Origin of the sequence: Aeromonas sp. 11P (assembly GCF_051920165.1) — a bacterium.
GTDB classification, from domain to species: domain Bacteria; phylum Pseudomonadota; class Gammaproteobacteria; order Enterobacterales; family Aeromonadaceae; genus Aeromonas; species Aeromonas veronii.
The window spans coordinates 3,816,236-3,832,891 of record NZ_JBQBDJ010000004.1 but is presented as its reverse complement, the minus strand read 5'-3'; the positions used below and the strand labels follow the sequence as shown (position 1 = coordinate 3,832,891).

Below are 16,656 nucleotides of genomic sequence, written 5' to 3'. Positions count from 1 at the left end.
TAAAAAAAGCGGCAGATTGCTCTGCCGCTTTTTTATTGCGTAGTTGTTAGTGCTTACTGTTTATCAATCTCGAGCATGTTGTTGGCCAACATGTAATCGATCACCTGGCTAGCCGTTGCACTACTATTACCGGTCAGAGAACCAAAAGTGTGACCAGACAACACAATCTCCTGGGTAACAGAGCCGCCAACCGAATCGCTAACCTTGAGATGCACACCTTGGCTATCTGCGGACACAGACAACAGATTTTTCAACAATGACTCCGTTTTAGACCCATCATGATCCAGCAGATCACTCAGATCCAGCTTGTCGCGCTGTATCGGATCACTCAGGCTCGGTTTGAAGTCCGTGACAGTATCAACCGTCAACTTACCTGATTCGGTATCCCCCTTGTTCCACACGAAGATATCCGCTCCATCGCCACCGGTCAGTATGTCGTTGCCCAGACCACCACTCAAATAGTCATTCCCTGCTCCGCCGGAAAGGAGATCATTACCCGTTCCACCTCTCAGACCGTCATTTCCGTCACCACCAAATAATAAATCATTACCTGAACCACCAAATAGCAAGTCAACGCCACCTTGACCATAAATACGATCACTTCCGCCCCCCCCATGAGCAATATCAATATGGGCTGTACTAAAAGCCTGGGTCTTAAGAGCACTATCCTCACCATTACTTGGAGTAACTAGCAGGCTACTGTCCGCACCACTCATGAACGACACCAGCTTTTGTTGCGCGGCTGCTATATTGTTAGGCGCACTTGCATTCTGATCCAGAATCGCATGGCTTTCACCAAGATAGATTATGTCATCGCCACGCCCAGATAATACGTTATCCCCACCAGCCCCCACGTCAATCACAACACCTCGAGTATGGTTTGCAATCAACTGATTACTGATTCCTGCAGGGTTACTCCACAACAGTTGTTCATAACTGGTACCAAAATAATTCAATCGCACATCATCAATCACATCACCTGTAGACCTTACATCTGTACCCACCACAAAGGTCAACGTGCTCGAACTGGTATCACCATCGAGATCTTTCAAGGTGTAACCGAAATCAAGCTTGACCGAGGGCGACACTGCAGCACCAAAGAACTGATAACTGCCGTTATCAAGATCGACAATCAGCGAATGCTTGTTATCGATGTAGATAGTCAGCGTTTTGGTTGCTGCATCAAAGCTATGGCTGAGTGCGCTCGAACTGCCTGCAGTAGTAACGGTGTTGCCGTCAAAGTTATACGTCACGCCACGAATAGTGAGTTGACCCACGTAGCCACCATCGGCACCACTACCGTAACCATCCGCTCCATTTAACAGATTCCCCCCAATTGGCTGAATCACAGACTGTAGCAAGATAGGTGGCAGCTTACTGACATCAGTCACAATCACCCCCTTGGTATCTGTACCAAGGAAACCATCATATGCAACCTTGTCCAACTCACCTGCAGGAACGTTGTTACCCATGCCGTAAGAAAGCGCGGTCACCTTATTGCTCAGCAGATGGCTCTTCCATGCGGATAGTTCATTGTCTTCAACAGAGCCCGGATTGCCGTTGTCATCATCTTGCGGAGCACCATCAGACAGGAAATAACTGACATTGGTTGCACCATTCAAACGCCCTGAATTACTTCCTCCCCAACTATTTTCTGCCAATTTCAAGGCATCGTCGTAATCAGTACCACCACCGGCTCTCAACTTAGAAATAAGATCTTTCGCCGTGGCGACATCTAACCAACTCGAACTGCCTTTAAGATCAGCTACGGACTGAAAGACGATAAGCTGTACTTTGGTCAGCCCCTGTAACGAGTACTGATCCAACAACTGATTTGCAGAAGCAATCATCACTTGCAAGCGAGTCTGACCATTACCTGCGTCATCTTTCATAGAGCCAGATATATCAAGAATTAGCTGCACGTTAGCACCGACCTTGGTTTCTGACTCCACGGCATGGAAGATCGGGCCGGCAACCGGCACATCATCACGCACGGCGACATCGAAAGAGCCGGTAGCAGTATCGGAGCTAGCTTTGCTCACCTCGTAGTTCACGGTGAGATGCAGCTCATCCTGACTGCTCAATACACTGCTTTGACCATCCACAAGGTGGCTGAGCGGCTTGATCAGGGTGAAGGTATAGCTCGGCGGATTTGCGCTGTTGTCTACCGTCACGGTAAAGGCCAGATTCGCAGGGGTTTTGGTACCTATATACCCATTAAGCCCCGAACCAACTTGCTCCCAGTTCAACACTTGCCCTTCGATGCCAGTTATCCCGCCAATACTCAACAGCTTGAGTTGAACGCCTGCCACGTTGTTACCACTACCATCTGTCACCTGTAGCTGCTGGGTTACAGAAAGCGGACCACTGATCGGTTCTCCGATAGGCTCTGGCAAACCAGCATTGCCACCAGACAAACCATCTTCATCAACCAGACCATTCTCTAAACGAACTCTAAAATCGTTATCGATGATGGTACCAGTGCCACTCTTGTCGCCCACTGTCACCAGCAGAGTCTCGTTAGTCTCAACCAGACGATCGTTCACTGTAGGCACAGTAACCGTGAAGCTGGTCACCCCGGCTGGTACGCTCACACTCTTGCCATCGGCGCTCAAAGTCACACCATGGCTAAATGTTGGTCTTCCCCAATCAGCGTTTGTTGCGGCATTCGTTCCTGTGCCGGCAATGGAGAAGCTGTACTGAGTAACCACATTGGTCGCACCGCTCAGGGTCACCACATGTTGCAGACTGGTACCTTCAAGCTCGCTGTCACTTGCTACATTTACCACCGCCGGTCGTACCAGCGGGTTGACAGCAAAGCTCCCTTGCGAGCCATCTTTATCGCGATCATATGCCATAAAGGTAAAGTCGATGTCGCCATCGTCCGGACGCTGCATCTCGGCATACTGGAAGAACTCCCACTTGCCGGTAGCAGGAGTGAACTCCAACTTGAAGACCAACTTGTTACTCTCATCATGCCCCAGCAGGGTATTGCCACCGCTATTGCTGATGGAGATACGAGACCCCGTGGCAGTCAATAAACCGCGCTCAAAGTCTGTAGCCTTGATGTCAAGCGCCATATGCCCTTTGCCATCAGCACCCCATTGTGGCGCGAGAGTACCGGAGCCATAGGCAATCGCCTGCGGGGTAGAGGAGCCAAGGAACTCGATAGACTTGACGGTAAAGTCGCTGTTATCTGAGGTGTTGGTGTTGCCGTTGTTGGTGGCCTTGATCACCATGGTGTCAAAACCGCCCTGCTGCACCTGGAAGTTCTGGTTGTACTCTCCACCTGCCGCATCCGAGCTAAACGTCAGTGTGGAGATCAGTACTCCTCCGCGGTAAAACTCCACGACACCACTCTCCTTCTCGCCACCAAACATCTGGCTGAACTTGATATTGGCGCCATAGGCCACGGTCCCCGGATCGAGCTTGACGATCAGCTCCTCGGATGCAGACTTTCCATTCCCAAAGAGACGGAAATCCACTTCATTGGCGAGGTTGTGATAAGGGCTATTGCTACTTGCAACACCAAGCCCAGCCGTTGAAGCATTGACATCTGCAGCAATAAGAGTTGGATCGGTCGCCGACTTGAACCCTTGGGCGGTGATCTTGAACCCTTCCAGATCAAGCTCTCTCTGATTTGCCGTTGCCGAGTGTTGGGTCAGATCAAATAGACCAGTCAACACCTTGGGAATGTCTGTTTTGGCAACGGAGACCGCATCAGCATTCCGAGCAACCGGGGCGTCATCTTCGACAGTAATCGTCAAAGGCTTAGTCACAGACAGAACCCCATCAGAAACAGAGACATCAATCTTGAGATTAATGGTGTCTTCCTGGGTGGTATTAGCATGATCCAACGGCTGCTTCAGGGTCACTTCATAACCCCAGTCACCTTTGCTACTACCGACTGGCGCTGTCAGCTTAACCTCAAGAACAATGTTGTCCTTGCTACCGGCATAGCCAATCAACGTTTTGCTGACAACGTCCCAACTCCACTTGACCTCAACACCACCAGAATAGACTGGTGTAACACCAACACCAGTTGGCCATCCCAGTGAAACTGTCAAGTTGTTGCTGTCAACATCACCGACGGTAATTACTCCCTTGGCAACGACCTCATCAGTAGTATCTTTGCCACCCTCATCATCTTTCAAACCACCAGGGAGACCTTCTTCGGAAACGACAGCATCCTTGGATATGGTCAACGTCGGGGCGTCATTGACCGCATCCACCGTGATGGTCACGGTTGCGGGGCTCGCATCCACGGCGCCGTCGTTGTCCACCGACACATAGGTGAAGCCGGTATCACCGTTCCAGTTGGCATCCGGTTTAAACGTCAGCTTGCCCGCATCCGCAACGGCGATGGTCTGATTGGCCGTCACAACCTCGCCCCCCAGATAGAGAGTACCGTGGGCTGGTAGGCTCTTGATGGTGAAGCTCACCACACTGCCATCTATGTCGCTACCACTGAGGGTCGGGATGGCGATGCTGGCTGCATCTTCCTGACCATTTGCCTGTTTATTCGCAGTCTCCGGCGCTTCATTCAGAATCTGCGCGTTGTCGCTGCCCGGCAGGGAGACGTTGCCCGCTTTGTCGGTCTGGGTTGCCGTCACCGTCAACGACTTGCCATTGGCTGGGGTAGTCTCCGTCCAGCTGATGGTGCCGTTCTGATAGCCGTAGCTCTTGCCATTGTTTGCCAGCAGGGCACCATCGGCCTTGAGCGTCAACTGGACAGTGCTGTTCACCCCACCATTGTTGATGGTCAGCGTCACCTTGCCACCCGCAACCAAATCAGCATGATTGACCTCTGCCCGAACCTGGATCTGATCATTGCCAATCTCGGCCTTGGTCAGCTTTTGGTCATTGTTTGCATCATCCACGATAACCACAGTCGGAGCATTGGGGGCCTGGGTGTCGGTGTCGGCGCTGTCGCTGCCGCCGGTGCCCGCGTTGCCCGCCAGGTCGGTGTAGCTGCCTTCGTTCACGGTGACGCTGGCTGTGCCTTCAAAACCCGGGGTCGGCGTGAAGGTGCCGGTCCAGGTCTTGCCGCCGTCAGTGGTCTTGAGGTCGGTAACAGTGCCGCCCACCACGCTCAGGTCGCCCACTTCGAAGCCCTTGACCTGCTCGCTGAAGGTGAAGGTGACCTCGCTGGTCTCGCCCACGGTCAGCTTGTCGTCAACGATGTTGACGATCACGCTCGGTGCTTTGATATCGGCGCCGGCTGTGTCGCTGCCGCCGGTGCCCGCGTTGCCCGCCAGGTCGGTGTAGCTGCCCTCGTTCACGGTGACGCTGGCTGTGCCTTCAAAACCCGGGGTCGGCGTGAAGGTGCCGGTCCAGGTCTTGCCGCCGTCAGTGGTCTTGAGGTCGGTAACAGTGCCGCCCACCACGCTCAGGTCGCCCACTTCGAAGCCCTTGACCTGCTCGCTGAAGGTGAAGGTGACCTCGCTGGTCTCGCCCACGGTCAGCTTGTCGTCAACGATGTTGACGATCACGCTCGGTGCTTTGATATCGGCGCCGGCTGTGTCGCTGCCGCCGGTGCCCGCGTTGCCCGCCAGGTCGGTGTAGCTGCCCTCGTTCACGGTGACGCTGGCTGTGCCTTCAAAACCCGGGGTCGGCGTGAAGGTGCCGGTCCAGGTCTTGCCGCCGTCAGTGGTCTTGAGGTCGGTAACAGTGCCGCCCACCACGCTCAGGTCGCCCACTTCGAAGCCCTTGACCTGCTCGCTGAAGGTGAAGGTGACCTCGCTGGTCTCGCCCACGGTCAGCTTGTCGTCAACGATGTTGACGATCACGCTCGGTGCTTTGATATCGGCGCCGGCTGTGTCGCTGCCGCCGGTGCCCGCGTTGCCCGCCAGGTCGGTGTAGCTGCCCTCGTTCACGGTGACGCTGGCTGTGCCTTCAAAACCCGGGGTCGGCGTGAAGGTGCCGGTCCAGGTCTTGCCGCCGTCAGTGGTCTTGAGGTCGGTAACAGTGCCGCCCACCACGCTCAGGTCGCCCACTTCGAAGCCCTTGACCTGCTCGCTGAAGGTGAAGGTGACCTCGCTGGTCTCGCCCACGGTCAGCTTGTCGTCAACGATGTTGACGATCACGCTCGGTGCTTTGATATCGGCGCCGGCTGTGTCGCTGCCGCCGGTGCCCGCGTTGCCCGCCAGGTCGGTGTAGCTGCCCTCGTTCACGGTGACGCTGGCTGTGCCTTCAAAACCCGGGGTCGGCGTGAAGGTGCCGGTCCAGGTCTTGCCGCCGTCAGTGGTCTTGAGGTCGGTAACAGTGCCGCCCACCACGCTCAGGTCGCCCACTTCGAAGCCCTTGACCTGCTCGCTGAAGGTGAAGGTGACCTCGCTGGTCTCGCCCACGGTCAGCTTGTCGTCAACGATGTTGACGATCACGCTCGGTGCTTTGATATCGGCGCCGGCTGTGTCGCTGCCGCCGGTGCCCGCGTTGCCCGCCAGGTCGGTGTAGCTGCCCTCGTTCACGGTGACGCTGGCTGTGCCTTCAAAACCCGGGGTCGGCGTGAAGGTGCCGGTCCAGGTCTTGCCGCCGTCAGTGGTCTTGAGGTCGGTAACAGTGCCGCCCACCACGCTCAGGTCGCCCACTTCGAAGCCCTTGACCTGCTCGCTGAAGGTGAAGGTGACCTCGCTGGTCTCGCCCACGGTCAGCTTGTCGTCAACGATGTTGACGATCACGCTCGGTGCTTTGATATCGGCGCCGGCTGTGTCGCTGCCGCCGGTGCCCGCGTTGCCCGCCAGGTCGGTGTAGCTGCCCTCGTTCACGGTGACGCTGGCTGTGCCTTCAAAACCCGGGGTCGGCGTGAAGGTGCCGGTCCAGGTCTTGCCGCCGTCAGTGGTCTTGAGGTCGGTAACAGTGCCGCCCACCACGCTCAGGTCGCCCACTTCGAAGCCCTTGACCTGCTCGCTGAAGGTGAAGGTGACCTCGCTGGTCTCGCCCACGGTCAGCTTGTCGTCAACGATGTTGACGATCACGCTCGGTGCTTTGATATCGGCGCCGGCTGTGTCGCTGCCGCCGGTGCCCGCGTTGCCCGCCAGGTCGGTGTAGCTGCCCTCGTTCACGGTGACGCTGGCTGTGCCTTCAAAACCCGGGGTCGGCGTGAAGGTGCCGGTCCAGGTCTTGCCGCCGTCAGTGGTCTTGAGGTCGGTAACAGTGCCGCCCACCACGCTCAGGTCGCCCACTTCGAAGCCCTTGACCTGCTCGCTGAAGGTGAAGGTGACCTCGCTGGTCTCGCCCACGGTCAGCTTGTCGTCAACGATGTTGACGATCACGCTCGGTGCTTTGATATCGGCGCCGGCTGTGTCGCTGCCGCCGGTGCCCGCGTTGCCCGCCAGGTCGGTGTAGCTGCCCTCGTTCACGGTGACGCTGGCTGTGCCTTCAAAACCCGGGGTCGGCGTGAAGGTGCCGGTCCAGGTCTTGCCGCCGTCAGTGGTCTTGAGGTCGGTAACAGTGCCGCCCACCACGCTCAGGTCGCCCACTTCGAAGCCCTTGACCTGCTCGCTGAAGGTGAAGGTGACCTCGCTGGTCTCGCCCACGGTCAGCTTGTCGTCAACGATGTTGACGATCACGCTCGGTGCTTTGATATCGGCGCCGGCTGTGTCGCTGCCGCCTGTGCCCGCGTTGCCCGCCAGGTCGGTGTAGCTGCCCTCGTTCACGGTGACGCTGGCTGTGCCTTCAAAACCCGGGGTCGGCGTGAAGGTGCCGGTCCAGGTCTTGCCGCCGTCAGTGGTCTTGAGGTCGGTAACAGTGCCGCCCACCACGCTCAGGTCGCCCACTTCGAAGCCCTTGACCTGCTCGCTGAAGGTGAAGGTGACCTCGCTGGTCTCGCCCACGGTCAGCTTGTCGTCAACGATGTTGACGATCACGCTCGGTGCTTTGATATCGGCGCCGGCTGTGTCGCTGCCGCCGGTGCCCGCGTTGCCCGCCAGGTCGGTGTAGCTGCCCTCGTTCACGGTGACGCTGGCTGTGCCTTCAAAACCCGGGGTCGGCGTGAAGGTGCCGGTCCAGGTCTTGCCGCCGTCAGTGGTCTTGAGGTCGGTAACAGTGCCGCCCACCACGCTCAGGTCGCCCACTTCGAAGCCCTTGACCTGCTCGCTGAAGGTGAAGGTGACCTCGCTGGTCTCGCCCACGGTCAGCTTGTCGTCAACGATGTTGACGATCACGCTCGGTGCTTTGATATCGGCGCCGGCTGTGTCGCTGCCGCCGGTGCCCGCGTTGCCCGCCAGGTCGGTGTAGCTGCCCTCGTTCACGGTGACGCTGGCTGTGCCTTCAAAACCCGGGGTCGGCGTGAAGGTGCCGGTCCAGGTCTTGCCGCCGTCAGTGGTCTTGAGGTCGGTAACAGTGCCGCCCACCACGCTCAGGTCGCCCACTTCGAAGCCCTTGACCTGCTCGCTGAAGGTGAAGGTGACCTCGCTGGTCTCGCCCACGGTCAGCTTGTCGTCAACGATGTTGACGATCACGCTCGGTGCTTTGATATCGGCGCCGGCTGTGTCGCTGCCGCCGGTGCCCGCGTTGCCCGCCAGGTCGGTGTAGCTGCCCTCGTTCACGGTGACGCTGGCTGTGCCTTCAAAACCCGGGGTCGGCGTGAAGGTGCCGGTCCAGGTCTTGCCGCCGTCAGTGGTCTTGAGGTCGGTAACAGTGCCGCCCACCACGCTCAGGTCGCCCACTTCGAAGCCCTTGACCTGCTCGCTGAAGGTGAAGGTGACCTCGCTGGTCTCGCCCACGGTCAGCTTGTCGTCAACGATGTTGACGATCACGCTCGGTGCTTTGATATCGGCGCCGGCTGTGTCGCTGCCGCCTGTGCCCGCGTTGCCCGCCAGGTCGGTGTAGCTGCCCTCGTTCACGGTGACGCTGGCTGTGCCTTCAAAACCCGGGGTCGGCGTGAAGGTGCCGGTCCAGGTCTTGCCGCCGTCAGTGGTCTTGAGGTCGGTAACAGTGCCGCCCACCACGCTCAGGTCGCCCACTTCGAAGCCCTTGACCTGCTCGCTGAAGGTGAAGGTGACCTCGCTGGTCTCGCCCACGGTCAGCTTGTCGTCAACGATGTTGACGATCACGCTCGGTGCTTTGATATCGGCGCCGGCTGTGTCGCTGCCGCCGGTGCCCGCGTTGCCCGCCAGGTCGGTGTAGCTGCCCTCGTTCACGGTGACGCTGGCTGTGCCTTCAAAACCCGGGGTCGGCGTGAAGGTGCCGGTCCAGGTCTTGCCGCCGTCAGTGGTCTTGAGGTCGGTAACAGTGCCGCCCACCACGGTCAGGTCGCCCACTTCGAAGCCCTTGACCTGCTCGCTGAAGGTGAAGGTGACCTCGCTGGTCTCGCCCACGGTCAGCTTGTCGTCAACGATGTTGACGATCATGCTCGGTGCTTTGATATCGGCGCCGGCTGTGTCGCTGCCGCCGGTGCCCGCGTTGCCCGCCAGGTCGGTGTAGCTGCCCTCGTTCACGGTGACGCTGGCTGTGCCTTCAAAACCCGGGGTCGGCGTGAAGGTGCCGGTCCAGGTCTTGCCGCCGTCAGTGGTCTTGAGGTCGGTAACAGTGCCGCCCACCACGCTCAGGTCGCCCACTTCGAAGCCCTTGACCTGCTCGCTGAAGGTGAAGGTGACCTCGCTGGTCTCGCCCACGGTCAGCTTGTCGTCAACGATGTTGACGATCACGCTCGGTGCTTTGATATCGGCGCCGGCTGTGTCGCTGCCGCCGGTGCCCGCGTTGCCCGCCAGGTCGGTGTAGCTGCCCTCGTTCACGGTGACGCTGGCTGTGCCTTCAAAACCCGGGGTCGGCGTGAAGGTGCCGGTCCAGGTCTTGCCGCCGTCAGTGGTCTTGAGGTCGGTAACAGTGCCGCCCACCACGCTCAGGTCGCCCACTTCGAAGCCCTTGACCTGCTCGCTGAAGGTGAAGGTGACCTCGCTGGTCTCGCCCACGGTCAGCTTGTCGTCAACGATGTTGACGATCACGCTCGGTGCTTTGATATCGGCGCCGGCTGTGTCGCTGCCGCCGGTGCCCGCGTTGCCCGCCAGGTCGGTGTAGCTGCCCTCGTTCACGGTGACGCTGGCTGTGCCTTCAAAACCCGGGGTCGGCGTGAAGGTGCCGGTCCAGGTCTTGCCGCCGTCAGTGGTCTTGAGGTCGGTAACAGTGCCGCCCACCACGCTCAGGTCGCCCACTTCGAAGCCCTTGACCTGCTCGCTGAAGGTGAAGGTGACCTCGCTGGTCTCGCCCACGGTCAGCTTGTCGTCAACGATGTTGACGATCACGCTCGGTGCTTTGATATCGGCGCCGGCTGTGTCGCTGCCGCCGGTGCCCGCGTTGCCCGCCAGGTCGGTGTAGCTGCCCTCGTTCACGGTGACGCTGGCTGTGCCTTCAAAACCCGGGGTCGGCGTGAAGGTGCCGGTCCAGGTCTTGCCGCCGTCAGTGGTCTTGAGGTCGGTAACAGTGCCGCCCACCACGCTCAGGTCGCCCACTTCGAAGCCCTTGACCTGCTCGCTGAAGGTGAAGGTGACCTCGCTGGTCTCGCCCACGGTCAGCTTGTCGTCAACGATGTTGACGATCACGCTCGGTGCTTTGATATCGGCGCCGGCTGTGTCGCTGCCGCCGGTGCCCGCGTTGCCCGCCAGGTCGGTGTAGCTGCCCTCGTTCACGGTGACGCTGGCTGTGCCTTCAAAACCCGGGGTCGGCGTGAAGGTGCCGGTCCAGGTCTTGCCGCCGTCAGTGGTCTTGAGGTCGGTAACAGTGCCGCCCACCACGCTCAGGTCGCCCACTTCGAAGCCCTTGACCTGCTCGCTGAAGGTGAAGGTGACCTCGCTGGTCTCGCCCACGGTCAGCTTGTCGTCAACGATGTTGACGATCACGCTCGGTGCTTTGATATCGGCGCCGGCTGTGTCGCTGCCGCCGGTGCCCGCGTTGCCCGCCAGGTCGGTGTAGCTGCCCTCGTTCACGGTGACGCTGGCTGTGCCTTCAAAACCCGGGGTCGGCGTGAAGGTGCCGGTCCAGGTCTTGCCGCCGTCAGTGGTCTTGAGGTCGGTAACAGTGCCGCCCACCACGGTCAGGTCGCCCACTTCGAAGCCCTTGACCTGCTCGCTGAAGGTGAAGGTGACCTCGCTGGTCTCGCCCACGGTCAGCTTGTCGTCAACGATGTTGACGATCACGCTCGGGGCCGCCGTGTCGATGCTGTAGCTTTCGCTGTCGGACTTGGTGGTGCTGTTGCCCGCCGCATCGGTCACGGTGATCTCGGCCTTCACGCTCGTGCCATCGACCAGCTTGTCGGCGGTGGTGCTGGTGCTAAAGCCCAGTTGGCCATTGCCCAGCACGACAACCTGGGTTGTCAGCTTGCTGCCATCGCCCAGGGTCAGGGTCACGGTGTCACCCACTTTGGCGTCGCCGCTCACGGTGCCGCTCAGGGTCACGCTCGCCTTATCATCCGCTTCCGCTTTGTTGACGGTGTTGTCGCTACCCACCACGATCGGGTCGAGGTCGATGTCCAGCTCCGGTGCCACGGTGTCGACGCTGCCATTGTCGGTTGCCGTTCCGGTATTCCCCGCAGGATCGGTGACACTGGCCGTGACGTTATAAGAGCCCTCAGCCAAGGGGGTGACTACATCGACAGTGAAAGTGCCGTTTGGATTGACTATCGCGGTAAGGGTTTGCTGATTACCATTTGCATCGGTGACCAGCAGGGTCACGGTGCTGCCAACGGGAGCATCCGTGGTTCCGGTCAGGGTCGGAGTGGTGTCATTGGTGTTATCTGGCGCAACGACGGAAATGGTGGGCGGAGTCAGGTCAAATACCTCATCTTCGCCAGCAGCACCCAACGGCGGCTCACCATTGGCGTTGTAGGTGGTATCGAAAGTGGCTTCAGCAATGGTTGCGGAACCGGTACGGTCGATGGTGACAAAACCGCCGTTGCCACTGGCACCGGCGACGCCTCCAATACCGCCACCACCGGCGGCAGGTGCACCGCCTGCGGCAGAGGCTTCAAAGGCCTGAGTCGGGTCAGCGCCACCCAAAATGGCCTGTTGCAGGGCATTGATATCATCAGGAGTGCCAGCGGCACCATTTTGCGCCAGCTGGGGAGCATCCCCCTCTTCGGCAGGCTCACTACTCTGCTCGCTGGCTGGTTGCACAGTGAACGACTGTCCGCCGCCCATGAAACTGGCGCCATCCGGCGACATGATCACCGCCCCTTTCGGCAGCACATCACCTTCAGCCAACAGCTTCCGGCTGCCATCAGCGGCAACCAGATAAATTTGTCCTTTGAGTTGGGTTACGGTTACGCCCTGTTCCAAGGTAACGGCATTGGTAATCATGTTCTCTCCTGAATCCTGATTTGAATGCAATAAGCCACAGCCTACTTTGCAGACTGAGGGGAAAAATAACCAGCTCGAAAATTCGAAAGGATAGACCGATTTGAGGCTGAACTGTTCAGCCAGACAGAAGTGTGTAAAACGAGGTTGCGAGAGTGGCAAAAACCAAAATTATCAATAAATTACAGAATGATGACGGGAGCATGACAAGGCATGCTCCCGTCAGGAACCCTAGGCTCCCGCCCAGAGGATAATAGCCAGCAGCTGTGGCGAGATGATCCGCAGGAACATCACCAGCGGGTAGACAGTGGCGTATGAGAGCGCACTGGCGCCACTGGTCGGGTGCATGGCGTTGGCAAAGGCCAGCGCGGGAGGGTCTGTCATGGAGCCGGCCAGCAAGCCGCACAGGGTCAGATAGTTCATCTTGCCGTAGAGGCGCGCCAGCACACCGACCACCAGCAGCGGGATCAGGGTGATCGCCATACCGTAGAGCATCCAGGCCGGGCCATCACCGTTGATCAGGGTATCGACGAAACCGGCCCCCGACTTGAAGCCGACCACTGCCAGAAACAGCACAATCCCGATCTCCCGCAGCGCCAGGTTGGCACTGGGGGGCATGAACCAGTAGAGCTTGCCGATGCTGCCGATCCGCGACAGGATCAGCGCCACCACCAGCGGCCCACCCGCCAGACCCAATTTGAGGGCGGCCGGGAAACCGGGCAGATAGAAGGGGATGGAGCCGAGCAATACGCCAAGGCCAATCCCGATAAATACCGGCAACATCTGCACCTGTTGCAGCTTTTGCTGCACGTTGCCGACTACATTGGTCACCGCTTCGATGGCATCGAGGCGCCCCACCAGATTGAGAATATCGCCAAACTGCAGGCTGGTCTGACTGGTCGGCACCAGCTCGATACCGGCGCGGTTGAGACGGGAGATCACCACGTCATAACGCTGTTTGATATCAAGATCGCGGATCTTCTTGCCCAGAACCTGCTCGTTGGTTACCACCACCCGCTCGACGCGCAGATCGGTGCCACGGGTCGAGAGCGACGTCTCCACCTCCTCCCCGAGCACCAACAACACCTTGTGCAGCGCGTGGCGCTCACCCACCAGATGCAGCAAGTCACCCAGTTCGATACGGGATTCCGGCCGTGGCACCATCAGCTCGTCGCCACGCTTGAGCCGTGAACAGATGACATCGGACTCGTCGAGACTCGGGATCTCGCTCAGCATCAGGCCGTGCATGTTGGGGTTGCGTACCGCGATGTTGATGGTCTGCAAGCTCTCCTTGGTTTTACCGGTTTGCAGCTCGAACTGGGCGGCTTCATCGTCGATCTTGATGCGAAAGAAGACCCGAACCAGCCACATGGTGAGCAAAATACCACAGATGCCGAACGGATAAGCAACCGCATAGCCCATCCCCATCAGGCCAGTCGAACCGGGCGCGGCGCCCAGCTCGGCCAAGATCTGCTGGCCCGCACCGAGGGATGGCGTATTGGTGACGGCTCCGGAGAAGACCCCCAGAATGACCGGCAACGGCACATCGAAAAATTGATGCAAGCCAGCGGCTACCACGCAGCCGAGGATGACCAGCAGAGCGGCAAAGGCGTTGAGTTTGAGACCCGAACTGCGCAATGACGAGAAGAAACCGGGCCCGACCTGGATACCGATGGTATAGACAAACAGGATCAGGCCAAATTCTTGAATAAAATGGAGTGTTTGCTCATCAAGCGCCAGATTTGACACTCCGGCAAAGTGACCCACTATGATGCCGCCGAACAGCACCCCACCGATCCCTAACCCAACGCCATAGACTCGCCAGTTTCCCAGCCAGAGCCCTAGCACTGCCACCAGCGACAACATGCTGATGGAAAGCGCGATTTCACTCATTTCGTGCATCCTTTGCGAATTGAACTGGCCCTAGCTTGTCAGCAAACGCTGATGTCAACTGTGTGATACCGCACGAATTTATCCTTTTACGCGCTAAAAATACCAATTAAGGGCTAGTTGCAAGACGTTAGGCGACGTAGCCGTAAATGGCCATAAAGTGACAAACGCTGCCACCCAGCACAAAGAGATGCCAGATGGCGTGGTTATAGGGGATCTGCTTGGCCACATAGAAGATGACCCCAAGGCTGTAGATAAGGCCGCCAAGCCCGAGCAGCAGCAGCCCCTCACCAGCCAGATGGATATAGAGCTGATAGATGACCACCAGCGACAGCCAGCCCAACATCAGGTAGGTAAAGAGCGACAACTTCTTGAAGCGGTTGATAAATACCAGCTTGAACACCACGCCAGCCAGCGCCAGGGCCCAGATCACCACCATCAACCCCTTCGCCAGCGGCGTGTCGAGTGCAACCAGCAGGAACGGAGTATAAGTACCGGCGATCAGCAGATAGATGGCACAGTGATCAAACACCTTGCACCAGCGTCTGGCCCGCCCTTCCGCCATGCTGTGGTAGAGGGTCGAGGCGAGATAGAGCAGCACCAGACTGCCGCCATAAAGGCTGTAACTCACCAGCGCCTGCGTGCCCTGCCCCCATCCTTTGATGAGCAACAACACCAGCCCGACAATCCCCAGCAACAATCCCGCACCGTGACTCAGCCGGTTTGCCAGCTCCTCCCGGGGGGAGTAATCCATCACACCACTCATAACATCGACTCCACAATAACTGTGGCTCACTCTACCCAGCGCCATTTCAGAGTACAAGTGTTCGCTTAAAAAATGGGGTGGCTGTCACCCGCCCCCCTTTGGTGTATGCTCTGCCGCCGATGCCCGACAGAAGCGGCATAGACACCTACCCCGGTGACCTGGTCTGGAGAACCTGATGAAGTTGACTGAGCTGTTTGCACAAGCGGATCCCGCCTTTGGCGAGGCGATGAGCACCTTGCTGGAGACCTTCCACCACTCCGACGACAGTCAGGCCCCCTACCAGCGCGACCTGTTCACCCATCAGCTCGACCAGTCCCGCATGCCCGCCAGCGGCTGCTCGACCGAAGCCTATCTCGCCCGGCTGGCTACTCTGGTACCCGGCGCCTCTCACCTCACCTCGCCACGCTACATGGGTCATATGACGGCACCATTGCCGGCCTTCACTGCCGAGCTCTCCCGTCTGGTGGTGATGCTCAACCAGAATCCGATGAAGATGGAGTCCTCACGCCTGCTCAGCTTTCTGGAGCGGGAGGTGCTGGCCAAGCTGCACCGCCTCATCTACGGCATGGACGATGCCTTCTACGGCGAACAGATGCATGCCAAGGATGCCTCCCTCGGCGTCATGACCAGCGGCGGCACCATCGCCAACGTCACCGCCCTCTGGCTCGCCCGCAACCGCGCCTGCGGCGACAACCTGTTCGCCCTCTATGAGCAGGGCTATCGCGGCGCCGTCATTCTTGGTTCACGGCTGATGCACTACTCCTTCGACAAGGGGATGGATCTGCTGGGGCTGGGCGCCCGCAGCGTCTGGCGCCTCGAGACCGACGAGCAGAACCGGCTCAGTCTGGCTGCGCTGGAACAGGCGCTGCTCCAGTGCAAAGAGCAGAAATTGAAGGTGCTGGCGCTGGTCGGCGTGGCGGGCAGCACCGACTTTGGCTCTATCGACCCCCTGCCGGAGCTGGCCGCCATCGCCGAGCGCGAGCAGATCCACTTCCACGTTGATGCCGCCTGGGGTGGCCCGACCCTCTTCTCCCCCCGCTATCAAAACCTGCTGGCCGGGATCGAACACGCCGATACCGTCACTCTGGATGGCCACAAACAGCTGCTGGTGCCGCTAGGTACCGGCATGCTGCTCTGCCGCCAGCCCGACCTGATGATGGCGGTCAAACGGGAGGCGCCTTACGCCATTCGTGCCACCTCGTTTGATCAGGGCCGCTTTACCTTGGAGGGCACCCGCCCGGCCAATGCCCTCTATCTGGATGCCGCCTTCCAGCTGTTCGGCCAACAAGGCTATGCCGACCTCATCGAGGCCAACTACGACCGGGCCCGACTGATGGCCGAGCTCATCACCAGTAATCCGGCCTTCGAGCTGATGTCTGCTCCGGTGATGAACCTGCTCTCCTATCGCTGCATCCCGCCCCATCTGCAGGGCAAGGTGCTGGATGAAGCCGCCAACGAGCAGGTCAACGCCTTCAACGTGGCGCTGCAAAAAGCCCAGCGCGCCGAGGGGCACAGCTTCGTCTCCCGTACCCAGCGCGCCGTGGTGCGCTACGGTGCCCAACCCCTCACCCTGCTGCGCGCCGTGCTGCTCAACCCCCTGATTGAAGAGCGCCATATCCGCGACCTGCTGGCCGATCAGCAGCGACTGGGGCTCACCATTGCTCGCCAACTGTTTGGCGACAGCGCGGAACCGGCGTAAAAATGAGCGGT

General features: G+C 59.2%; 4 protein-coding genes. 1 reads left to right on the top strand and 3 read right to left on the bottom strand.

Translation table 11 applies throughout. The annotated features are described in order from the left end of the window. Positions 1-53: 53 nt before the first annotated feature. The 3 genes from ACTG1P_RS17785 to trhA all read right to left on the bottom strand — a co-directional run bounded on the left by ACTG1P_RS17785 (position 54) and on the right by trhA (position 14,946). Positions 54-12,293 (bottom strand): retention module-containing protein, encoded by a 12,240-nt coding sequence (locus ACTG1P_RS17785; RefSeq protein ID WP_440001838.1) that lies wholly within the window; start codon positions 12,291-12,293, stop codon positions 54-56. A gap of 228 nt (positions 12,294-12,521) precedes the next feature. After that, a complete protein-coding gene (locus tag ACTG1P_RS17780; protein ID WP_064339525.1) occupies positions 12,522-14,183 on the bottom strand; it encodes a putative transporter in 1,662 nt (553 codons plus the stop codon). A gap of 127 nt (positions 14,184-14,310) precedes the next feature. Next, a complete protein-coding gene (trhA, locus tag ACTG1P_RS17775) occupies positions 14,311-14,946 on the bottom strand; it encodes a PAQR family membrane homeostasis protein TrhA (RefSeq protein WP_005335337.1) in 636 nt (211 codons plus the stop codon). Positions 14,947-15,121: 175 nt separating this feature from the next. Here trhA and ACTG1P_RS17770 point away from each other — a divergent pair, with 175 nt between their 5' ends. Further along, positions 15,122-16,645 carry an aminotransferase class V-fold PLP-dependent enzyme gene (locus ACTG1P_RS17770; protein WP_440001837.1) on the top strand — a complete coding sequence of 508 codons (1,524 nt, stop codon included), beginning with the start codon at positions 15,122-15,124 and terminating at the stop codon, positions 16,643-16,645. Positions 16,646-16,656 lie beyond the last annotated feature (11 nt).

Bases quoted from the DNA above. Each gene is read 5' to 3' on its own strand.
- ACTG1P_RS17785 (WP_440001838.1), bottom strand. From the start codon at position 12,293: ATGATTACCAATGCCGTTACCTTGGAACAGGGCGTAACCGTAACCCAA.
- ACTG1P_RS17780 (WP_064339525.1), bottom strand. From the start codon at position 14,183: ATGAGTGAAATCGCGCTTTCCATCAGCATGTTGTCGCTGGTGGCAGTG.
- trhA (WP_005335337.1), bottom strand. From the start codon at position 14,946: ATGAGTGGTGTGATGGATTACTCCCCCCGGGAGGAGCTGGCAAACCGG.
- ACTG1P_RS17770 (WP_440001837.1), top strand. From the start codon at position 15,122: ATGAAGTTGACTGAGCTGTTTGCACAAGCGGATCCCGCCTTTGGCGAG.